Here is a 21,844-nt window from a genome sequence, read left to right on the forward strand (position 1 = left end):
ATGCTTTAAAAAGTCCGACTACAGCAAATACTGTAGCCGGAAGCTAATTACTTCTTCTTCTTGTGTCTATTCTTTCTTAAACGTTTTTTACGTTTGTGGGTAGCCATCTTATGTCTTTTTCTTTTCTTACCGCTTGGCATATCTTTTAATTTATGTTACTATTCTACTTTTTTATCTTCAACTCTTCAATATAAGCCTCCACTTGTTCGATCACTAATGGATCCTTTTGAAAAGATTTATACTTCTCTAAATAGCTAATTCCTTTTTCAATTTCACCCATTTGAACATACAAATCTGTGAGGTACAAAAAAGCTTCAGCATTTTCTGGATCAATCTCCAACACTCTATTAAACCGCTCTAAAGCCTTGTCATATTGTGTTGACTGAATAGAGAAATAACCCAAATTTATCAGTGCATCAATATTGGTAGAATCTTCTTCCAATACCTCCATCAGCAATCCGATACCTTTCATTGGCATTTCTCCTAATTGAGCAGCCCCTTCAACATAACAAACACCTAAAGCTGTTTTTGCTTTGAGGTTAGAAGGATTCATTTCCAGTACTTTTTCAAAGGACTGAACCGCTTCTTCTATCATTACATGTTGATTGCTTTTTGCGAATCGAAAGGTTTTAAAAAAAACATCTCCCGATTGCATCCAGGCTTCTTCTGTATTTTTAAGAACTGCTTTTTCCTTAAAATAAGCTGCCATCAAGACAGGTTGTTTTTCGGAGCTGGCAAAATTAATCAAACTATCTAAGATAATTAACTTTTCTTCTAAGCTTTTCGAGTTTGACAACTGATTTTCTAAATCCGATACAATTTGTTGTCCGGACTCATCTAATTCAATTCCTTCTCTTATATCATGATTATGGGACTCTTCGTGATTTTCAGACAGCACGACATCTACTTCCTCTCTAGCTTCACTTTGATTTTTAGGAAGTACGAAAAGTATTAAAATAAAGAAGCCACCAAACAATATGGTGGCTATCTGTGCTTTATTAAGCTTTTTCATTTCAAAAAAATGAGTCTCCGATTAAGGCTTCACATTTGTTTTTACTCTTTCAACAAAGCTCTTAGAAGGCTTGAATGCAGGAATAAAGTGCTCAGGAATAATCATTGTAGTGTTTTTAGAAATGTTTCTTCCTGTTTTCTCAGCTCTTTTCTTAGTAATGAAAGAACCAAATCCTCTTAAGTAAACATTTTCACCTGCCTCTAAAGAATTTCTAATTGCTTTCATAAACTCTTCAACTGTAGATTGAACAGCTACTTTTTCGATTCCAGTGTTCTCTGAAATTGTCGCTACGATATCAGCTTTTGTCATTTTAATATAATTTTATAAATAAATAATTGGTTAAACTCGAACTTTGCAAGTCTGTTTTCGTGCGCAAATATATAACATTATTTATTTGAAAAAAACTGATTTTAGGAATATTAACGAAATTAATTTTTATACCCCATTGAGAAACAAGACCATAATCTTCAAAAACTACCTCCACAGTTGGTACCTTATAAATCACAGAGACTTACCTTGGCGAAACACTAAAAACCCTTATAAAATTTGGCTTTCAGAGGTTATACTTCAACAAACTCGAGTGGATCAAGGCATGGATTATTACAATAAATTCACCTCTAAATACCCTTCAATTTTAGCACTAGCAAAAGCTTCAGAAGATGAGGTTTTAAAAGATTGGGAAGGTCTGGGGTATTACTCTCGAGCAAGAAATTTATTATTTACTGCAAAGCACATTGCGCAAAACCTAAAAGGAGAGTTCCCTCGCCATTACTCAGAAATTATCAAATTAAAAGGCATTGGGCCCTACGCAGCAGCAGCAATTAGCTCTTTTGCATTTGAAGAAGAAAAAGCAGTTGTCGATGGGAACGTATATAGAACACTAAGTAGAGTCTTCGGAATAAGTACCCCAATTGACACAACAGCAGGAAAAAAAGAATTTCAAGCATTAGCTGACGATCTAATCAAAAACCAGAAACCTTCAGTACACAACCAAGCTATGATGGAATTTGGCGCACTCCAATGCACTCCAAAAAATCCTGACTGCCAATCATGCCCCTTACCAACTATTTGTTTTGCATATGAACATGATTTAATCGGCGATCTACCAGTAAAATCAAAAAAAGTTAAACAGTCTAAAAGGCACTTTAGTTATTTAATTATTAGTGACGGAAAAAAGCTGCTATTAAACAAAAGGCCAGAGAAAGGAATCTGGGCGAACCTGTTTGAATTTCCATTAATCGAATCTTCTAGTGAATTAGAACAAGAAAAAGTGCAGCAAACAGAACTTTGGAATTCACTAGTAATCGCATCAAAAGGCACCGTAAAATTTAAAAGTGATTCATATAGACATATCTTAAGTCATCAAATTATTACCGCAGATTTTTATGAGGTAAAAGTGGACAAAATGCCAACTCTCAGCACAACAAAAAACCTAATCATCAATAAATCAGAATTAAATCAATTTGCTCTTCCTAAATTGTTGTTAAACTACCTTTCTGATAGAGATGATTTACTATCTTTGTTAAACGATAATTAGATAATTTATAGTCAGATGGCAGGAGTAAATAAAGTAATCTTAGTTGGAAACTTAGGAAAGGACCCTGAAGTGCGACACCTTGAAAATGGCGCTGTTGTAGCAAACTTTTCAATGGCCACATCAGAAACCTACAAGGATAAAAACGGAGTTCGTCAAACCCAAACTGAATGGCACAATGTAGTTTTGTGGAGAGGATTAGCAGAGATTGCAGAAAAATTTCTTAAAAAAGGCAATATGATCTATATCGAAGGAAAACTTAGAACTAGGTCTTGGGAAGATAAAGAAGGAGTAACCCGTTACACCACTGAAGTTGTGGGCGACAGCATGACAATGTTAGGATCGAAAAGCGACAACAATTCAGGAGGAAGCACTTCAGATGCGAAACCTGACAATAGCTCATTCAGTGAAAAAGAAACCGAAATAGAAGACGCTGACGAGTCTGATGATTTACCATTCTAATAATTATCCTAAAAGCTACTTTTATAAAAAGATGTAGCTAAAGGTAGTATTAACGAATTATTCGCCAATTGGAAGAACCACCGGAACAGATTTTACTTTCCCTCTCTCAAAGCATTGTAAGTCACCCTATATCTTTTGAGATTATTATCTCATTGATAGTTATGGCTATACTTTTAATTTGCTCAGCTTTAATTTCAGGATCGGAAGTAGCATATTTCTCCCTAAGTACAGCTGAAATAGATCGATTAAAATCTTCTAAAGATCGTACAGAGATAAGAATCATTGAACTTCTTGATCGCCCCAAAAGACTATTAGCTACCATATTAATTGCCAACAACTTTATTAATGTTGGAATTGTAATTCTATCAACATTTATTGTAGATGGACTCTTTACTTTTAATAATTACAAACTCAAATTTTTCATTCAAGTAGTAGCTGTAACCTTTGTTCTTTTACTAATTGGCGAGGTCATTCCAAAAGTTTATGCCACCAGAAAGTCGGAAAGGCTAGCAGCAATTATGGCCATCCCTTTGTTTTATATTCAACTCTTAGTGCGACCCATTAGCTCTATTTTAGTTCAATCCACCAATTTTATTGACAAACGAATTAAGAAAAAAAGTCATAACATCTCTGTGGGAGAGCTTTCACATGCATTGGAATTAACTTCAGATGAAAATGGCAATGATGATGAACAAAAAATTCTGGAAGGCATTGTGAAGTTTGGCAATACAGAAGTAAAGCAAATAATGACATCACGAATTGACGTTGTTCCAATTGATATCACAGCTACATTTCAAGAAGTCATCAGCACCATTCTAGATTCCGGGTACTCCAGGATACCAGTATTCAAAGAAGACTTTGACCATATTGTTGGTGTTCTGTACATTAAGGATTTATTGCCTCATTTAGAAAAAGAAGATTTTGATTGGGCCAGCATCATTCGAAATCCATTTTTCATTCCTGAAAATAAGAAAATCGACGATTTATTGCGTGAATTTCAAGGGATGAAAATCCACCTAGCCATCGTGGTAGATGAATATGGTGGGACCTCAGGAATTGTAAGTCTAGAAGATGTACTAGAAGAAATTGTTGGGGAGATCAGTGATGAATTCGATGATGATGATTTAGTCTACTCGAAGTTAGACGACCTCAATTATATTTTTGAAGGAAAAACTCCATTGAATGACGTTTACCGAATTCTCGAAATTGATGCTGACGAATTTGAAGAAAACAAAGGAGAAGCAGAGACCTTAGCTGGATTCCTCATCGAAATAAAAGGTAAAATTCCAAAGAAAAACGAAAAGGTAAAATTCAGCAACTACCTATTTACTGTAGAGGCGGCCGACAAAAGAAGGGTGAAACGAATTAAAATTACGATAGAAAACAATTCAGAAGATGAAACTCAGAAATAGTTCACTTTTTTGCCTCATTATTGTTGCAACATCCTTCTCATTCATGAGTTGCCAGGACTCTACCTTACCCAAACCAAAAGGCTATTTTAGAATTGACCTCCCTGAAAAAGAATACAGAACAACAAGTGATAGTATTCCATTTCCTTTTCAATTCGAACTACCGCAATACGCAGCTGTTAATCTACAACGAACTGCCGAGAGCCCTAATTTTTTCAATGTGGATTTTGCAAGATACGGAGCTAGAATCCATTTCAGTTATCTCCCTATCGATAGTAATGTAAATCAATTACTAGAAGAAAGTAGAAGATTGGCTTATGAGCACACAGTAAAAGCCCAAGAAATCGATGAAGAATTAATTTTAAATGAATCGGAAAGGGTTTTTGGAACCTACTACACTATTAAAGGTAATGCCGCTTCTTCTGAGCAGTTTTTTATTACAGATAGTAGTACTCATTTTGTAAGGGGGGCTTTATATTTTAATGTCGCACCTAACCCGGATTCATTAGGTCCTGTACATGATTTTATAGAGAAAGACATTGAGCATCTGATAGAAACTTTTAAATGGAGAAACTAGTGCATTACTGTCGCAAAGTTAAATCGATGAACGACATATACTGTTGAGCCTAACAAAAAGAATGCGCCGAGTTGATGCATTACTCCTAACCAAACTGGTACTGCCATTAGTAAAGTAATAACACCCAAAACAAATTGAAATAAAACTGTTCCCAGTAAAATTTTCAATCCAATACTTTGGGATTTATCCAATAACATCTTTCGAGACTTCACTACTAACCACAACACTGTGGCGACTACAATGTATGCTAAATAACGATGAACAAACTGAACTCCACCAAGACCTTCAACAAAATTATGCCATAAAGGCTGAATAGCAGTGACAGAATCTGCAATCCACTGTTCACCCATTTTTGGCCATGTATTGTATATTTTCCCTGCATTTAGTCCTGCCACAAATGCTCCCCAAACAATTTGAACGATCGTTATTCCCAACAAAAAGAAGGCTGAATTTTTGAGAGGATGATTGACCCTTTTTTCTCTATTAGGATATATTAAACCTAACGCCACCCAGAATGTATAAGCAAAAGTTATAAATGCGGTAATTAGGTGCATAGCTAACCGGTAGTGACTAACGTCAGGATCTTTATTCAATCCACTTTTAACCATATACCAGCCCAGGAATCCTTGAAAACCACCCATAAATAACAACAACAGCAATTGAAAAAACAACTTCCGGCTAATCATCTTTTTAGCAAGAAAATAAATAAATGGAATGATAAAAACTAACCCCACCACTCTACCTAATAATCGGTGAAGGTATTCCCAAAAAAAGATATCTTTAAACTCCTCTAAAGTAAAGTGCGAATTAATTAATTGATATTCTGGAAACTGCTTATACTTTTCAAAAACGACCATCCATTCTGTTTCGTTCATCGGTGGCAGCGAACCCATTAATAAATTCCACTCAACCATTGATAGCCCTGAATTGGTAAGACGAGTAACTCCACCAATAACCACCATTGAAAAAATAAAAAAACAACCTGTAAACAACCAGATGATGATAGGTCTTTTGGATAATTCTTGCATCGTTCTATTTTTTGCCAAAATTAAGAAAGAAACAAGTTTAAACGGGGAAAGTTTTAGATTATGAGTCTAAAAAGAGGACATAAAATAGGTAATAATATCAGGTAAAGAGATGGAGATTTTTTGATTTCTCTTGTTAGTCTCTTTAATTTTAGAATCAACCAAACTTCCAGCATCTTTATAAATGACCATTTTTGAACGAGTAGCATTTGAGCTATCTACATGATTTAAACTATAGCCTTTATAGGCTGCTGTTTGATTAGAATCAGAATTACAAGCGGAAATAATAGCAGAAAATGCCACAATAAAGAATGCCTTAAAAAAGATGGATGTTAACCTCATAAACTACCACTAATTCAATGTTTTCCAAAAGTATAAAAAAATCCAATAGGATTAAATATAAATTGATTTAAAATTAAGACATAGTCAAATCTATGCGCTTACCTTTGTCGGCTTATGAAAATACTGAACCTCGACAAACCAATAATTCAATGGTTACTTTTACTTCTTCTAGCTTTTGTATGGGGAAGCTCGTTTATATTAATGAAACGCGGACTTGAGACTTTTAGCAACTTTCAAGTAGCATCACTTAGAATCGCCATCGCCTATTTTTTTCTGCTTCCAATAGCAATTAAAAATCTTAGAAAAATAAAAGGAAAATACTGGGGATACCTATTAATCGCTGGATTATTAGGCAATGGCTTACCCGCCTTTTTATTTACAACTGCACAAACACAAATCAGCAGTTCTTTAACTGGTATGCTAAACAGTCTAGTCCCTTTATTCACCGTATTGGTCGGATTAATTGGGTTTGGATTAAAATTAAGAATTAAACGCTTTGCTGGAGTTTTGTTAGGATTAGTTGGAGCGATCGGCCTTCTATCAGTACAAGGATTAAATTTTGGGGACAGCAATTTAGCATATGCACTTTTGGTAGTACTTGCGACTATTTGTTATGCTACCAATATTAACTTTATCAAAACATATTTAGGGCCAATAAACTCAATCGATATTACAGCATTCGGATTTTTCTTTTTAGGACCTCCTGTAATACTCTATTTGTTCATGAGTGATTTTTATCACATTATGCAATCTGACCCCGAAGCCACAACAAATTTATTCTACATCGCGCTGTTGTCAGTTTTTGGAACTGCTCTAGCTGTAATTCTTTTTAATATTTTGATTAAAAAAGTGTCAGCTGTTTATGCTTCTTCGGTTACTTATATCATCCCAATCTTTGCATTAATGTGGGGTTTTATTGATGGGGAGGTTATAAAAGGAATGCACATTTTGTGGATTTCTGTTATTTTATCAGGCATATATATTGTGAATCGAGAAAATCTTAAATTAAATCGAAAAGCAAAAAAAGAACTTAAACCACAGAATTTAAACAAGTAGTTGTTTACTTACTTTTTATTTGTATTTTTGTGCTCCAAATTTTTATTAACAAATAAAGCTGTATAAGATGTACGCAATCGTAGAGATAGCAGGGCAACAATACAAAGTAGAGAAAGATCAGCAGATTTTTGTTCATCGATTGGAAGGCGAAGAAGGCTCAAAAGTTGAGTTTTCAAATGTTCTTTTAACTGATGATGGCAAAAATATTTCTGTTGGCGCCCCAGCTGTAGAAGGAGTTTTAGTATCTGCAAAGATTCTTGAGCACCTGAAAGGTGATAAAGTTATTGCCTTTAAAAAGAAAAGAAGAAAAGGTTTTAGAAAAAAGACTGGCCACCGCGAGTACTTAACTAAAATTCAAATTGAAGCTATTGGAGCTGGAACTGCTAAAAAAGCAGCCCCAAAAAAAGAAGCTAAAAAAGAAGAAGTAGCAGCTGAGAAGCCTGCAACTGAAGCTAAGAAAGCGGCACCAAAAGCAGCCACTAAGAAGACAACTGCTAAAAAAGCAGATGACTCAGAAAAATAATAGTACGAACCGATAATAAACTCAAAACGTCATGGCACATAAGAAAGGTGTAGGTAGTTCGAAAAACGGAAGAGATTCAGAAAGTAAACGATTAGGTGTGAAAGTTCACGGAGGGCAATTTGCTCAGGCTGGAAACATCATCGTTAGACAAAGAGGTACAAAACACAATCCAGGCGAAAATGTAGGTATTGGTAAGGACCATACTTTATTCGCATTGAAAGATGGATTAGTAGTTTTTAAAACTAAGTCGAACAAAAAATCTTTTGTTTCTGTAGATACTGAAGGTTTCGAATAAGCTTATTAAAAAATAGTTAAAAACTCCTCTCGGCTTCTGCTAAGAGGAGTTTTTTTGTTTAATATCAATCCTTAGAATAGTATATTTGCACACTTACAAGATCAATTAGCATGTTACAAATTCCATTTATAAAAGAGAACAAAGAGTTAATCATAGATCGCTATCAAAAACGAAACTTAGATGGTGCTGAAACACTAGACAAGATCATTGCGGCTGATGGTAAAAGAATTCAAACTCAACAAGAATTAGACGGTCAATTAGCCGAAGCTAATTCTCTAGCCAAGCAAATTGGCGATTTGTTTAAGTCGGGCAAAGCTGCTGAGGCAAATGCTTTAAAAGAAAGATCTAGTGAATTAAAAGCAAGCAGTTCTGAACTAAAGGAACAATTGGCGCAAACAGAAGAAGAGCTTAAACAATTGCTTTATCTTTTACCCAACGTTCCTAACGAAATTGTCCCTGAAGGTAAAAGTGATGCGGACAATAAAATTGTTAGTGAGTCTGGTGCTGTTCCTAATTTTAACTTTGAAGCAGCGCCACATTGGGATTTAGCAAAAAAACATGATCTTATTGACTTTGAATTAGGTGTAAAAATAACTGGAGCAGGTTTTCCGATTTACAAAGGGAAGGGTGCTATTCTGCAACGCGCTTTAATTAACTTTTTTCTTGATGAAGCAAGAGAAGCTGGCTACGAAGAGGTAATTCCACCGCACTTGGTAAATGAAGCTTCTGGCTACGGAACAGGACAGTTACCTGATAAAGAAGGTCAAATGTACCATGTTGGCGTTGATGATTTATACTTAATTCCTACCGCTGAAGTTCCGGTAACAAATATTTACAGAGATGTTATATTAAAAGAAAGCGATTTCCCGATAAAAAATACAGCATATACACCTTGCTTTAGAAGGGAAGCTGGTTCATATGGTAAGGATGTTCGTGGACTAAATCGATTACATCAATTTGATAAAGTAGAAATTGTACAAATCCAACATCCAGACAAATCATATGAGGCGTTAGATGCTATGGTAAATCATGTAAAAGGTCTTCTGGACAAATTAGGTTTACCGTATCGTGTAGCTTTATTATGTGGAGGCGACTTAGGGTTTACTTCTGCAATTACGTATGATATGGAGGTTTTTTCGGCCGCACAAGAAAAGTGGTTAGAGGTAAGTTCTATTTCAAACTTTGAGACCTTCCAAGCCAACCGTTTGAAGTTACGATTTAAAAATAAAGAAGGAAAAACAGAATTAGCACATACCCTTAATGGTAGTGCTTTAGCATTGCCACGTATTTTGGCTGCAATTTTAGAGAATTATCAAACTGAAAATGGAATCAACATCCCAGAAGTACTGATTCCTTACACTAAATTTAAAACTATTGGAGCATGAATAATTTCTTAAAAATTAATTTAATTATCGGACTTGCATCTGTTTTAAGTGCTTGTTTATCTAAACAAGATGAAGAGAATCTGGCGAAAGTTGATGAATTGATCGCAATGAATGACTCCTCTATTTCGGCATTGGAAGCAACAGATAGTTCAACAATATATGTCCACCATGACACGCTGTTCTCTAATTTGAATTACCTTCAGACCCACCTTACAGATACGCTCGAAAGAAGTTTATTGAAAAAGCTTTCAGATTATAAAGATATCAGAAAAGCATACAAGGCTTACAAAGATCAATTTACTTTAACTCTTAAGGAGGCTCGGAATGAAAAAGAACAATTAATCAAACTAAAACAAGACATCGAGAACGATATTGTTAAAGAAGATAAGTTTGAGAAGTATTATGACTTAGAGTCTACGAATGTCAAAGTAATTAAAGAGAATACCGATAAATTAACTGTTAGGATAAACCTATCAGAAGAAATTTACAATCAGTTGGCTCCTACTGTAGATTCATTAAGCCTTGTGACTAGAAAGAAATATGAATTAATGAAAAATCAAGAGTGATTTTTCTAAAACATATCCTTAACAAAAGCATCAAAAGTGGACTCGTTTTTCTTTTGATGCTTTTGCCGTTTATAGTATTTCCTCAAAATAGCATTGAAACGGATATTAGCTTAGCCGAGCAATTTTATGAAGATGGAGAAATAGAAAAAGCACTAGAACTTTATGAGTCGATCTATGAAAAGACATCCTTTCAGAACGTATACAAATCATTAATTGGAATCTATATCAAAAAAGAAGATTTCAAGTCTGCTGAGAACTTGATTAAAAAACGCATGAAAGGCAGAAATGATGCTTACAAATACGAAGTTGATTTAGGAAATATTTACAGAAAACAAGGTAACGACAAAAAGGCAAACCAAAGCTTTGAAGCTGCACTTAAAGATGTACCTGATGGTCAATCTAACTACATTTCACTAGCGAATGATTTTGCTGCCATATCTGAGTATGATTTTGCGATAGCGGTTTATGAAAAAGCTAAAAAATCTACAGGAGACGATATTCAATACAACTTTCAATTGGCCAATATTTATGGCAGAAAAGGGGATACAGAAGCCATGATCAATCAATACTTAGATGTATTAGCTGTAAATGAGTCCTACCTTCAAAGTATTCAAAATGTGTTACAAACACTTTTAAATCCTGACCCAAATGGGGAAATCAAAGAAAAACTGAAAGAAAATCTGTTGGGTAGGATTCAGAAAAACCCAGATAAAACCATCTTCACAGAACTCTTGATTTGGCAATTTATACAAGAAAAAAATTTTAGTGGTGCATTTATTCAAGCTCGGGCAATTGACCGAAGATTAAACGAAAGTGGAACACGGATATATTCACTAGCGCGATTAGCATCGTCTAACAAAGACTATGATGTTGCCATTCAATGCTATAATTACATCTTAGAAAAAGGCCCTTCTGCTATTTATTATAATCCATCAAGGATGAACCTAGTAGATGTGTTGAAAGAAAAGATATTATCCACCAACAACTACACTCAAGAAGAACTTCTTCAAGTAGATGCCAATTATAAAGAGTCGTTGAAAGAGCTCGGCAAAAACCGAAAAACAGTTGAATTGATGGGTAATTATGCTCATTTTTTAGCGTTTTATTTAGATAGCTCTGACGCTGCTATTCAGTTGCTAAATAAGGCTATAGACATACCAGGTGCAGCTCGAACCGATGTAGCTGAGTGTAAAATAGAGTTGGCGGATGTGTATGTCACTCAAGGTGAAATATGGGAAGCATCCTTATTATATTCCCAAGTAGAGAAGGAATTTAAATACGATGAAATTGGAGAACGTGCAAAATTCAAAAATGCAAAGATCGCTTACTACACCGGTGACTTCTTTTGGTCACAAGCTCAGCTAAATGCTTTGAAAGGGTCCACCTCCAAACTGATTTCAAACGATGCGATTGATTTATCCCTTTTGATAACTGATAATGTTGGTATAGACTCAATTATTGAACCTTTGCAAATATACGCTAGAGCTGAACTCTTATTATTTCAAAATAAATCGGCTGAAGCATTGGTCACTTTAGATTCAATTCCTGAACGATTTCCTGCCGCCTCACTCAATGATGAAATCTTATACCTGAAATATAAGATTGCCTTTAAAAGAAAAGAATTTGAGGTAGCAGGAGAATTTTTACAAAAACTAATCTCCACTTATCCTTTTGACATTTTGGGTGATGATGCAGTATTTTATTTAGCGAAATTAAATGAAGAACAACTAAATAACCCTGAAAAGGCGATGGAATTGTATAAATCCATCCTAACGGATTATAGCAGTAGTATTCATGTAGTGGAGGCGAGAAAAAGGTTCAGATCGCTTCGAGGAGACAACATCAATTAAAAATTATGATAATATATAGTGTAACTGTCAGTGTAGAAAAAGGTATTCACGAAGATTGGTTGAATTGGATGAAAGAAACTCATATTCCTGATGTTATGAGTACTGGTTATTTTACAGAAAATTTAATCACACGAGTGCTAACCACTGCGGAAGGAGAAGAAGGAATTACTTATAACATCCAATATCATTGTCCTAGCATGATTGATTTAGAAGAATATCAACAGAAACATGCACCTGCTCTTCAAAAAGAACACACCGATAGATATCAAAACAAATTTGTAGCTTTTAGAAGTCTACTAGAAAAAGTATAATTTGAAATTAGTTAAAGCCAAAAAGCATCTCGGTCAACATTTTTTAACCGATGAAAGCATTGCAGAAAAAACTGTAGATGCTTTGACAATGACGAACCAGTACAACAAAGTTATTGAAGTAGGACCTGGAATGGGTGTGCTCACTAAATACCTGGTTAAACGTCCAGACCTAGAAACTTACATCATTGATATTGATGGAGAATCCATCCAATTTTTACTCAACAACTTTGAGGAGTTGGATGACTCTAGAATCATAGAAGGCGACTTTTTAAAGTATGACTTGAGTCAGATTTTTGGTGAAGAAAACTTTGCTATCGTAGGAAATTTCCCTTACAACATATCCTCTCAAATTCTTTTTAAAGCTTATGACAATCGAGACAAAGTAGTTGAAGTTGTTGGAATGTTTCAAAAAGAAGTAGCAGAAAGAATTGCAGCTCCTCCGGGTTCTAAAACCTACGGAATTCTGAGTGTACTTTTACAAGCATATTACCATATCGAGTACCTTTTTACCGTTGATGAGGATGTTTTTGATCCACCACCAAAAGTGAAGTCAGCGGTAATTCGATTGCAACGGAACGATGTAAAATCGTTGGATGTAGATGAAAAAAGGTTCAAATCTATTGTAAAAATTGCTTTTGGCCAACGTCGTAAAACATTAAGAAACTCTTTAAAGCAATTCATCAATGAGAAACCAGAAGTGAAAGACAATCCTATTTTTAATGAACGACCAGAGCAGCTTTCTGTCGCTCAATTTATAGATATTGTGAAGCTTCTGGGTTAAAGCTGCTAAATTGCACAGTACACCTATCAATCTAAAGTGATTTTTGCATACTAGACTGAGCAAAATAGGCGTACGTAATCTCATTCTTATCTTAAGTTGGCATTAAAATACCCTTTTCTGACTGCAAGTTCAGGCCTAAAGTTGTAAATTCGTCCACAGCAAATTGATTGGCTCATGCAATTTGAATTAACAAAAGAATATTTAAACGAACTAAGAGAAAGCTTAGATACAGGTATTGAAACTCCGATTTTGCAAGAAGTCAGTGAGCTTCACCCAGCTGATATTGCCGAAATCTTAGATGAGCTAACAACTGAACACGCCTCATTACTATATAAATACATTGGAAAAGAAAAGTCAGCAGACATTCTAATTGAATTAGATGAAGACGTAAGAGAACGTTATCTAGATTCAATTGGTGCAAAGGAAATTGCTGAAACCTTTATCGAAAATATGGATTCGGATGATGCTGCTGATATTATGGCAGAACTCTCCGATAAAGTAAAGGAAGAGGTTATTTCTCATATTCAAGATGAGGAGCAAGCAAGTGATATTGTAGACTTATTGAGCTATCCAGAAGACTCAGCCGGTGGTCTGATGGCTAAAGAATTAATTCAAGTAAATGTCAATTGGAGCATGCTGAAGTGTGTGAAAGAAATGCGCAAACAAGCAGAAGACATAGACAATGTTTATTCTATTTACGTAGTTGATAATCAACAAAAGCTAATAGGCACACTTTCCCTCAAGAAGCTATTACTTGCTCCAAGCACTGCAAAAGTAGAAGATGTATATTTTAAAGATGTATTGGCAGTAAAAGCTTACGAAAAGTCGGAAGAAGTAGCCAACATCATGGAGAAGTATGATTTAGTTGTACTTCCAGTAGTGGATGAGTTGTATAGATTGATTGGTAGAATTACCATTGATGATGTGGTAGATGTAATCCGAGAGGAAGCCGACAAGGATTACCAAATGGCTTCTGGTTTGACACAAACTGCAGAATCAAGTGATCACGTTTGGGCGCTTTCAAAGGCTAGAATTCCTTGGTTAGTAATTGGATTGATGGGTGGAGTTTTGGGTTCATTAGTCATTGAAAACTATGAAGGTCAGATTCAAATTCATCCTGAAATGGCCATTTTTATTCCGTTAATTGCCGCTATGGGCGGAAATGCAGGAGTCCAATCATCAGCGATTGTAGTGCAAGGTTTAGCGAATAAAACCATGGGATTTGACTCAATCTTCTCCAGATTATTTAAAGAGTTCTCAGTGGGACTTTTAAACGGGGTATTAGTTTCTGCCTTAATATTTGGCTACAACTTGTTATTCTCAGATTCATGGGCACTTAGTTTAACGGTAAGCATCTCATTAATCACAGCAGTAGTTTTTGCGACTTTATTAGGCACCGCAGTTCCTTTGGTATTGGATAAATACAAAGTGGATCCAGCATTAGCAACTGGGCCATTTATCACTACGTTGAATGACATTATTGGTTTGTTCATCTATTTTGGAGTAGGTCGTTTGTTGTACAATTATTTCTAAACCAATGACTCGAAAGGTAATTTTCATTGATTCTGTTCATCCCATTTTAAAAGAGCGATTAGAAGAAGTGGGGTTCCAATGTGATTGGAAAGTGGATTTAAACCGTCAAGAGATTGAGCAAATTATCGATCAATACGAAGGTGCAGTCATTAGAAGCAAATTCAAATTTGATACAGCAATGCTTCACAAAAGCAGTCGACTCAAATGGATTGCTCGCTCAGGTGCAGGAATGGAAAACATTGATTTAGAAACTGCCAAAACGCTAAACATTCAATGTTTTAATTCCCCTGAAGGAAATAGAGACGCCGTAGCTGAACATTGTATCGGAATGTTGTTGAGTCTATTCAATCACCTATCAAGAGGAGATCAGGAAGTGCGAAAAGGACTTTGGTTGAGAGAAAAAAACCGCGGAATTGAGCTCAAAGGAAAAACCGTTGGATTGATTGGTTTCGGTTTTATGGGGCAAGCACTTGCTCAACGACTGCAAGGTTTTGGAGTCACCATACTCGCTCACGATAAATACAAAACAGGCTTTGGAAGTGATTCCGTAAAAGAAGTGACGTTGGCCGAACTTCAAGAGAAATCAGATGTAATTAGTATTCACCTGCCATACACTGAAGAAACGCACTATTATATTGATGAGCAATTTATAGCCAATTGTAAAAAACCATTTTACCTCATCAATACTGCTAGAGGAAAATGCTTAGACACCTCAGCATTGGTTAAAGGAATCAATGCTCAGAAAGTTTTAGGAGCTTGTTTAGATGTGTCTGAATTTGAAAGTTTATCTTTTGAAAACCTCAACAAAGAGGAGCTTCCTCAAGCTTTTCAAGATTTAATTGCTTCAGAAAAAGTCATTCTTTCTCCTCATGTGGCTGGCTGGACGGTTGAATCTTATGAGAAGTTGTCTAGTTTTTTAGCGGAGAAAATCTCTTTTAATTGTTAATGGTTAAGGATTAATTGGATGCTAATTTTAATGGTTAATTGTTAATTATCAATGGTTCACTTCATTTCGACAATGCACAATGTGAACTTTATCGCTCAGTGTGACAAATTATTAATTCCATTACATATTTTAGTGAAATGAAAAGCCTACTTCTCCTCATCCTCTTTTCTCCACTCATCACTTTTAGTCAAATCAGTTTTAAAGGAGTCATTGTCGATTCCCAAAACAATCCCATTCAGTTTGCAAGCATCTCCATTAATCAAACTGCAAATGGAACGTACACGAATGAAAAAGGAATCTTTTACTTCGATAGTATACAACCAACAGACACTTTAAAGATTAGCTGCATTGGGTATGAGAGTAGATCGATTCTAGTAAAAAATTTATCAGATACTATTTTACTCCAAGAAATAGCAATTGAAATTGGTGAAGTGGTAATCAAAAGTGAATACACTAGAGAGCTAATTGGATGTTTAAAAAATAAAGACCGAGGAAATGATGGTGGAATTAATGGATATATAGTTGGAATACAAATTAACAATATCTCTTCATCGTACCTTGAAAGTATAGAATATTACATCAAAAAACCGAAAACATTAGCGCCTAACTTATTCTTTCTCCATCTTTATAAACTAGGACCAAACAATAAACAGTCTCCTATACTCAGCCAAAGAATTAGTATTCCTACCAATGAAAAAGGATGGGTTAAAATTGACTTATCAAAGCAATTTATAAAAGTTGAAGACTCTATTTTTATCGCTTTCGAAACAGTTCCGAATCCGGAATACTTTAAGAATGTAAAGGAAGTGCCTATCGTCAACATGAGCGAATATGATGCTGCAATTATAGGTTGGAGCAAATTAAAACAGGTTACGGATGTTAAGCTAAGAGCAGGCTCTTACGCAACAGGATGGCACACATGGTCGTATGATGATTTTGCTGGGTTAGGCTATCACATTCCAATGATTCGAGCAACTGTTCGGTATTGAGAAGGAAAAAATAATTATCAATGGTTCACTTCGACTCCGCTCAGTGTGACAAATTATTAATTCCATTACATATTTTAGTGAAATGAAAAACCTACTTCTACTCATCCTCTTTTCTCCTCTCATCGTTTATAGTCAAATCAGTCTTAAAGGAACTATCGTCGATTCTCAGAAAAATCCTATTCAGTTTGCAAGCATCTCCATTAATCAAACTGCCAATGGAACCTATACCAATGAAATAGGAATTTTTCACTTCGATAGTATACAACCAACAGACACACTGAAAATTAGCTACATTGGTTATGAAAGCCGGAAAATTTGTGTGAAAGACATTAAAGATCAAATTACCTTAACTAGCAACTCTATCAATATAGAGGAAGTTACAATAGATAGAAAGAGAAAAAACAGATCATTTACGATTGGGTATTACAATATGAATACGCTTTTTCCTAGTTCCCATTTCAGTAATGTAAAATCAAAAATAGCCACCTTCATCCCCTATCAATCGTCACCTGCAATAATTGAAAAAATATTACTCCCCATTACAAACATTAATGATACAACTCAACTTAAGGTTTACCTCTACGAAATTTCTGAAGATGGAAGCCCTGGAAAAGAAATCTATTCTAAACTGTTAATGTCAAATGAGATAAAAAACAAAATTGACATTTCAGATGAGCAGATACGCATACCACTAGAAGGAGTATTTATTGCGGCTGAATGGCTTACAGAGCAAGTCATCAAAGACTTGAACGATCCCAAAGAAGTTTTAGGTCCCGCCTTTAGGTTAAAAATGACAAAACCAATGGATACAAACTACACTTATTGGTATAGGGAGAATAATTGGAGACTTAAATGGAATCCTCCGAATGCGCAATATAGCAATGTTCGGTTTGGATTGGTGTTGAAACCTTTGTAATTGTTAATTATCAATGGTTCACTTCGACTCCGCTCAGTGTGACAAATTATTAATTCCATTTCTTATTTTAGTGAAATGAAAAACCTACTCCTAATCATCCTCTTTACTCCGCTCATCATTTTTAGTCAAATCAGCTTTAAAGGAACTATCGTCGATTCTCAGAAAAATCCCATTCAGTTTGCAAGCATCTCAGTTAATCAAACTGCAAATGGAACTTATACCAATGAAAAAGGAATTTTTTACTTCGACAGCATAAAGCCAACAGACACACTGAAAATTAGCTGCATTGGGTATGAGAGTAAATCTATTTGTGTGAAAGACATTAAAGATCAAATTACCTTAACTAGCAACTCTATCAATATAGAGGAAGTTACAATAGATAGAAAGAGAAAAAACAGATCATTTACTATTGGGTATTACAAAATGGGATCTCTTTCTCCTTTTCCTCATAATCATGGCAGCTCAATAAATATCCAACTGGCTACTTTTATCCCTTACAATTCAACTCCAGCGCTGATTGAGAAAATTTTACTTCCAATTACAAAAGCAAATGACACGACTCAACTTAAAGTTTACCTCTACGAAGTTTCTGAAGATGGAAGCCCTGGTAAAGAAATCTATTCAAAGACAGTTCTATTAAAAGAAATAAAGAATAAAATTGACATTTCAGACCAACAAATCAGAATGCCATCAGATGGAATATTTGTGGCTGTTGAATGGTTGTTCGAACCTTTTAAAGCTGAAAATTTGAACAATATTGATATCATTAATAGTAGGTATGCCTTTAGTCTAAAAATGACAAAACCTATGGATTCCAATTTAACATACATGTTTTGGGAAAATAAATGGCGACCTTTCTCTTTATGGGCTACTGAGAATAGAAATATTCGATTTGGATTGGTGTTGAAACCATTATAATTATTAATGGTTAAGGATTAATTGTTAATTGATTGGATGCTGAGCCCTATTTTTATTAACTTGTCTATCAATTGATAATTAACAAAAAATTATGAGGGAGAATGTTGTAAAAAGCAAGAGTTTTAATTTTGCAATTCGCGTTATTCGATTGTATCAATTCTTAGTTTCAGAAAAGAAAGAGTACGTTATCTCGAAACAATTATTACGCTCGGGAACTAGTGTTGGAGCAATGATAAGAGAGTCTGAACATGCTGAAAGCAAATCGGATTTCAAACACAAACTGAGCATCGCTCAAAAAGAAATAAATGAGTCCATCTACTGGTTAGAATTACTTGAAAAGACAGACTATCTAGATGAAAAAGAATTCCATTCGCTAAACAATGATGCAGTTGAAATCATAAAATTATTAAAGCCACCAAACTTAATATGAAGTAGTAATTGTTATTGATGTATTCAGCAAACCACATTAACAATTAATAATTAACAATTATTTAACCACAAACCTCGCCGTCTGTCTACTCTTCTGCTCCACATAAATAGTTTTGTCCTTCAACAATTTAGATAACGTCTCTTCGTTGTAATGACGCACTGTTAACAACAATAACTCATCATTGTAATATACCTTATAGTCGGCTTTCAACTCTTCAATCAAATTGGCAATCTTCATTTTCTGATTGTCTGTACAGATGGAGAAACTAATCGCAGAATTTTGCATCAAGTTCACCGTTACTTTATGTTTGGCAAAACAGCCAAAAATCTGACTTAAATTATCTTCCGCAATAAAAGAGTAATCCCTTGGAGAGATAGAAATCAAGATCTGATTGGTCTTAAAAATAAAAGACGGAATCAAAGAGTCTTTAGCAGTATTTTCGTTGATAATACTTCCTTCCTCGTCAGGATTGACAAATGACTTAACCAATAATGGAATGTTCTTATTCTGCAGTGGTTTTATTGTTTTCGGATGAATCACAGTTGCGCCATAATAAGCCAACTCCACTGCTTCGTGGTAGGAGATGTTGTTCAACTTCTCTGTTTCTTCAAACCATTTTGGATCCGCATTCAGCATACCAGGCACGTCTTTCCAAATGGTTAATGATTCTGCATCCACTAAATTGGCAAAAATACCACCGGTATAATCCGAGCCTTCACGACCTAAAGTAGAATTAAAATTCTCTGAAGTAGACCCTACAAACCCTTGAGTAATCATTAATTTATTGGACGAATCTGAAAAATAAGGCTTCACATATCGATTGACATTTTCAGCAGTTACTTCCCAATCTACCTTCGCATTTCGGTAGGTATTGTCAGTTCGAATAATGTCACGAACATCTTGTAATTTATTTTCCAAGCCCACTTGTTTCAAATAGGCAGAAACCACGGTAGCCGACAACCACTCGCCCACTGCCACCATCTGATCGTATTCAAAATCATACTCCCGCATTTGCTCTTCTTCCAACTGCCATTCTATCTCCACAAAAGTATTGTGCAATTCTTCAAAAATCGGATGAGAAGTACTTTCAAACAACTCTTTCAATATGTCAAAATGAAAGCGTTTAACCACTTCCAAAAGCTCCATCGTATTCGGTCTACCATGGTAATAAGCATCCAGCAAATCTTCCAATGCATTGGTCGTTTTACCCATTGCAGAAACCACCACAATTATTTGTTCTTCTTTATAACGCTCTAAAATAGCAGCTACATTTTTAACTGCCGCTGCATCTTTTACCGAGGCTCCACCAAACTTAAATACCTTCATCTTAACCTAATTTCTTTGCGATTTCTTGTAATTGCTCTCTTCTAAACTTAGCATTGAACCATTCTCCATCTAACTCTGCATCGTATTTCTTATAAAATCCAATTGCTGGCTCATTCCAATCCAACACTTGCCATTCCATCCGACCCACATTTAAATCAGCCGCTATTTTTATCAATTCTTCAAATAACATTTTCCCGGCACCCACTCCTCTCTCTTGTTCTGTTACAATCAAATCTTCTAAATAAATACACTTGCCTTTCCAAGTAGAATATTTCATATAATACAAAGCGATTCCGATGATTTTTCCGTCCTTTTCAGCAACCAGCAAATCATAGATGGCATTCATTCCAAAACCATCTGCTTCCAATTCTTCCAAGGAAATCTCCACTTGATCGGCGGCCTTTTCATAAACTGCCAACTCGTGAATTAGCTCTAATGCTGCTTTACAATCTTCTTTTTTTCCTTTTCGAATGGTGACTGACATCTCTTGTATTTTTGACAAAGGTAAATTTTAGGTCTTAAAATCCCTATTGAAATAGTATTGCCTTTTTAATTGCTTTCAAATTGCGATATTTGCGCGAAATAAAGCCATCAAACATGAGTACCGTTAAAACCCTGAGTGAATTCATTATAGAACGACAAGAAGATTTCCCATATGCAACTGGAGAATTGACTCGTTTGCTAAATGACATCGTTATTGCATCAAAAATCATCAATAGAGAAGTAAATAAAGCTGGATTAGTTAATATTATTGGAGCAACAGAAAACGAAAACATTCAGGGTGAGACTCAACAAAAATTGGATGTAATTGCTGACAACCTAATGATTTCAGCGATGCGTTCTGGAGGTGAAGCTTGCGCGATTGCTTCTGAAGAAAATGATCACGCTGTATTTTTTGACAGTGTACTTTCAAAACAGGGCAATTATGTTGCAGCCTTCGATCCATTGGATGGTTCTTCTAACATTGATGTAAATGTTTCTATTGGTACCATCTTCTCAATTTTCAGGAGAAAAAGCAAAGTGGGCGAAAAGGCGAATCTAGAAGATTTCTTACAAAAAGGTTCTGAGCAGGTAGCAGCAGGTTATGTTGTTTACGGCTCGTCTACCATGTTGGTTTACACTACAGGAAACGGAGTAAATGGCTTTACTTTAGATCCTTCAATCGGTGAGTTTTGCCTTTCTCACCCCAACATGAAAATCAAAGAAGATGGAAAAATTTATTCCATTAACGAAGGAAATTATCCATTTCTACCAGAAGGTTTTCAAAAATACATCGATTACTGCAAAGTAGACGATAAAGCCACTAACCGACCATATTCTGCGAGATACATCGGTTCTATGGTAGCTGATTTTCATAGAAACTTGATTAAAGGTGGAATTTTCATCTATCCAGAAACCACCAAAGCGCCAAATGGTAAATTGAGAATTTTGTACGAATGCAACCCAATGGCTTTTATTATGGAGCAAGCAGGTGGTATCGCTACTACAGGAAAACAGCGCATTATGGATGTTGAACTAACTGAGTTGCATCAGCGTGTTCCTTGCATTATGGGTTCTAAGAATATGGTAGAGAAAATGCTGACCTTTTTGTAGAATCGCATTGCATTTCTTCATACTTCCGTTGAAATTTGATTCATTAAAATATTGACTTTTATTAT

At 35.2% G+C, this 21,844-nt stretch carries 25 protein-coding genes; 19 read left to right on the forward strand and 6 right to left on the reverse strand.

Annotated features, from left to right (window positions below):
• Positions 1–163: 163 nt before the first annotated feature.
• Complete coding sequence (locus tag GQN54_RS01135) at positions 164–1,012, reverse strand: tetratricopeptide repeat protein (RefSeq protein WP_160631116.1); 849 nt, start codon at positions 1,010–1,012, stop codon at positions 164–166.
• A 21-nt stretch (positions 1,013–1,033) separates the two neighbouring features.
• Positions 1,034–1,321, reverse strand: coding sequence for an HU family DNA-binding protein (locus GQN54_RS01140; RefSeq protein ID WP_160631118.1), 288 nt, complete (start codon positions 1,319–1,321; stop codon positions 1,034–1,036).
• Positions 1,322–1,406: 85 nt separating this feature from the next.
• Between GQN54_RS01140 and mutY the strand changes: the two genes are divergently transcribed.
• The 4 genes from mutY (at position 1,407) to gldD (ending at position 4,994) form a co-directional block, all read left to right on the forward strand.
• Positions 1,407–2,549 carry an A/G-specific adenine glycosylase gene (gene mutY / locus GQN54_RS01145; RefSeq protein WP_235932937.1) on the forward strand — a complete coding sequence of 381 codons (1,143 nt, stop codon included), beginning with the start codon at positions 1,407–1,409 and terminating at the stop codon, positions 2,547–2,549.
• A gap of 15 nt (positions 2,550–2,564) precedes the next feature.
• Positions 2,565–3,008, forward strand: a complete 444-nt coding sequence (locus GQN54_RS01150) for a single-stranded DNA-binding protein (protein ID WP_160631120.1) — start codon at positions 2,565–2,567, stop codon at positions 3,006–3,008.
• A gap of 161 nt (positions 3,009–3,169) precedes the next feature.
• Positions 3,170–4,420 (forward strand): gliding motility-associated protein GldE, encoded by a 1,251-nt coding sequence (gldE, locus tag GQN54_RS01155; RefSeq protein ID WP_160631122.1) that lies wholly within the window; start codon positions 3,170–3,172, stop codon positions 4,418–4,420.
• Positions 4,404–4,994, forward strand: coding sequence for a gliding motility lipoprotein GldD (gene gldD, locus GQN54_RS01160; RefSeq protein WP_449369396.1), 591 nt, complete (start codon positions 4,404–4,406; stop codon positions 4,992–4,994). Before gldE ends, gldD begins: the two co-directional genes overlap by 17 nt.
• On the opposite strand, the gene GQN54_RS01165 is transcribed toward gldD, so the two are convergent.
• Positions 4,991–6,022, reverse strand: coding sequence for a COX15/CtaA family protein (locus GQN54_RS01165; protein ID WP_160631125.1), 1,032 nt, complete (start codon positions 6,020–6,022; stop codon positions 4,991–4,993). The genes gldD and GQN54_RS01165 overlap by 4 nt on opposite strands.
• A 66-nt stretch (positions 6,023–6,088) precedes the next feature.
• Positions 6,089–6,361: a hypothetical protein gene (locus tag GQN54_RS01170; protein WP_160631127.1), complete on the reverse strand. Its 273-nt coding sequence runs from the start codon at positions 6,359–6,361 to the stop codon at positions 6,089–6,091.
• 114 nt (positions 6,362–6,475) lie between these two features.
• Here GQN54_RS01170 and GQN54_RS01175 point away from each other — a divergent pair, with 114 nt between their 5' ends.
• The 14 genes from GQN54_RS01175 (at position 6,476) to GQN54_RS01240 (ending at position 18,860) form a co-directional block, all read left to right on the forward strand.
• Positions 6,476–7,417 carry a DMT family transporter gene (locus GQN54_RS01175; protein ID WP_160631129.1) on the forward strand — a complete coding sequence of 314 codons (942 nt, stop codon included), beginning with the start codon at positions 6,476–6,478 and terminating at the stop codon, positions 7,415–7,417.
• Between the two features lie 67 nt (positions 7,418–7,484).
• A complete protein-coding gene (rplU, locus tag GQN54_RS01180; protein ID WP_160631132.1) occupies positions 7,485–7,940 on the forward strand; it encodes a 50S ribosomal protein L21 in 456 nt (151 codons plus the stop codon).
• A gap of 31 nt (positions 7,941–7,971) precedes the next feature.
• A complete protein-coding gene (gene rpmA / locus GQN54_RS01185; protein ID WP_160631134.1) occupies positions 7,972–8,235 on the forward strand; it encodes a 50S ribosomal protein L27 in 264 nt (87 codons plus the stop codon).
• A gap of 110 nt (positions 8,236–8,345) precedes the next feature.
• Entirely contained in the window at positions 8,346–9,620 is a 1,275-nt protein-coding gene (serS, locus tag GQN54_RS01190) for a serine--tRNA ligase (RefSeq protein WP_160631136.1), read from the forward strand.
• Positions 9,617–10,186, forward strand: a complete 570-nt coding sequence (locus GQN54_RS01195; protein ID WP_160631138.1) for a hypothetical protein — start codon at positions 9,617–9,619, stop codon at positions 10,184–10,186. The genes serS and GQN54_RS01195 overlap by 4 nt, the downstream gene beginning before the upstream one ends.
• On the forward strand, positions 10,183–12,036 hold the full coding sequence (locus GQN54_RS15550; RefSeq protein WP_160631140.1) for a tetratricopeptide repeat protein: 1,854 nt from the start codon (positions 10,183–10,185) through the stop codon (positions 12,034–12,036). Before GQN54_RS01195 ends, GQN54_RS15550 begins: the two co-directional genes overlap by 4 nt.
• 5 nt (positions 12,037–12,041) lie before the next feature.
• The gene (locus tag GQN54_RS01205) at positions 12,042–12,347 is read left to right on the forward strand and encodes a DUF4286 family protein (protein WP_160631141.1); all 306 of its coding nucleotides are present in this window, start codon (positions 12,042–12,044) and stop codon (positions 12,345–12,347) included.
• A 1-nt stretch (position 12,348) separates the two neighbouring features.
• Entirely contained in the window at positions 12,349–13,128 is a 780-nt protein-coding gene (gene rsmA / locus GQN54_RS01210) for a 16S rRNA (adenine(1518)-N(6)/adenine(1519)-N(6))-dimethyltransferase RsmA (RefSeq protein WP_160631143.1), read from the forward strand.
• A 174-nt stretch (positions 13,129–13,302) separates the two neighbouring features.
• Complete coding sequence (gene mgtE, locus GQN54_RS01215) at positions 13,303–14,661, forward strand: magnesium transporter (protein ID WP_160631145.1); 1,359 nt, start codon at positions 13,303–13,305, stop codon at positions 14,659–14,661.
• A 4-nt stretch (positions 14,662–14,665) separates the two neighbouring features.
• Positions 14,666–15,607 (forward strand): NAD(P)-dependent oxidoreductase, encoded by a 942-nt coding sequence (locus GQN54_RS01220; protein ID WP_160631147.1) that lies wholly within the window; start codon positions 14,666–14,668, stop codon positions 15,605–15,607.
• 137 nt (positions 15,608–15,744) lie between these two features.
• A complete protein-coding gene (locus GQN54_RS01225; protein ID WP_160631149.1) occupies positions 15,745–16,596 on the forward strand; it encodes a carboxypeptidase-like regulatory domain-containing protein in 852 nt (283 codons plus the stop codon).
• A gap of 82 nt (positions 16,597–16,678) precedes the next feature.
• Positions 16,679–17,512, forward strand: a complete 834-nt coding sequence (locus GQN54_RS01230; RefSeq protein WP_160631151.1) for a carboxypeptidase-like regulatory domain-containing protein — start codon at positions 16,679–16,681, stop codon at positions 17,510–17,512.
• Positions 17,513–17,587: 75 nt separating this feature from the next.
• Positions 17,588–18,430: a carboxypeptidase-like regulatory domain-containing protein gene (locus GQN54_RS01235; protein WP_160631153.1), complete on the forward strand. Its 843-nt coding sequence runs from the start codon at positions 17,588–17,590 to the stop codon at positions 18,428–18,430.
• 91 nt (positions 18,431–18,521) lie between these two features.
• On the forward strand, positions 18,522–18,860 hold the full coding sequence (locus GQN54_RS01240) for a four helix bundle protein (protein ID WP_160631155.1): 339 nt from the start codon (positions 18,522–18,524) through the stop codon (positions 18,858–18,860).
• Between the two features lie 57 nt (positions 18,861–18,917).
• Here GQN54_RS01240 and GQN54_RS01245 read toward each other — a convergent pair whose 3' ends face one another.
• Complete coding sequence (locus GQN54_RS01245) at positions 18,918–20,186, reverse strand: aspartate kinase (RefSeq protein WP_160631157.1); 1,269 nt, start codon at positions 20,184–20,186, stop codon at positions 18,918–18,920.
• 1 nt (position 20,187) lies between these two features.
• Positions 20,188–20,670: a GNAT family N-acetyltransferase gene (locus GQN54_RS01250; protein WP_160631159.1), complete on the reverse strand. Its 483-nt coding sequence runs from the start codon at positions 20,668–20,670 to the stop codon at positions 20,188–20,190.
• A 113-nt stretch (positions 20,671–20,783) separates the two neighbouring features.
• On the opposite strand from GQN54_RS01250, the gene fbp reads away from it, so the two are divergent.
• On the forward strand, positions 20,784–21,779 hold the full coding sequence (gene fbp, locus GQN54_RS01255; RefSeq protein ID WP_160631161.1) for a class 1 fructose-bisphosphatase: 996 nt from the start codon (positions 20,784–20,786) through the stop codon (positions 21,777–21,779).
• The last annotated feature ends 65 nt before the right edge of the window (positions 21,780–21,844 follow it).

The sequence above is a fragment of the Acidiluteibacter ferrifornacis genome (assembly GCF_009909615.1).
Classification (GTDB): Bacteria; Bacteroidota; Bacteroidia; order Flavobacteriales_E; family Vicingaceae; genus Acidiluteibacter; species Acidiluteibacter ferrifornacis.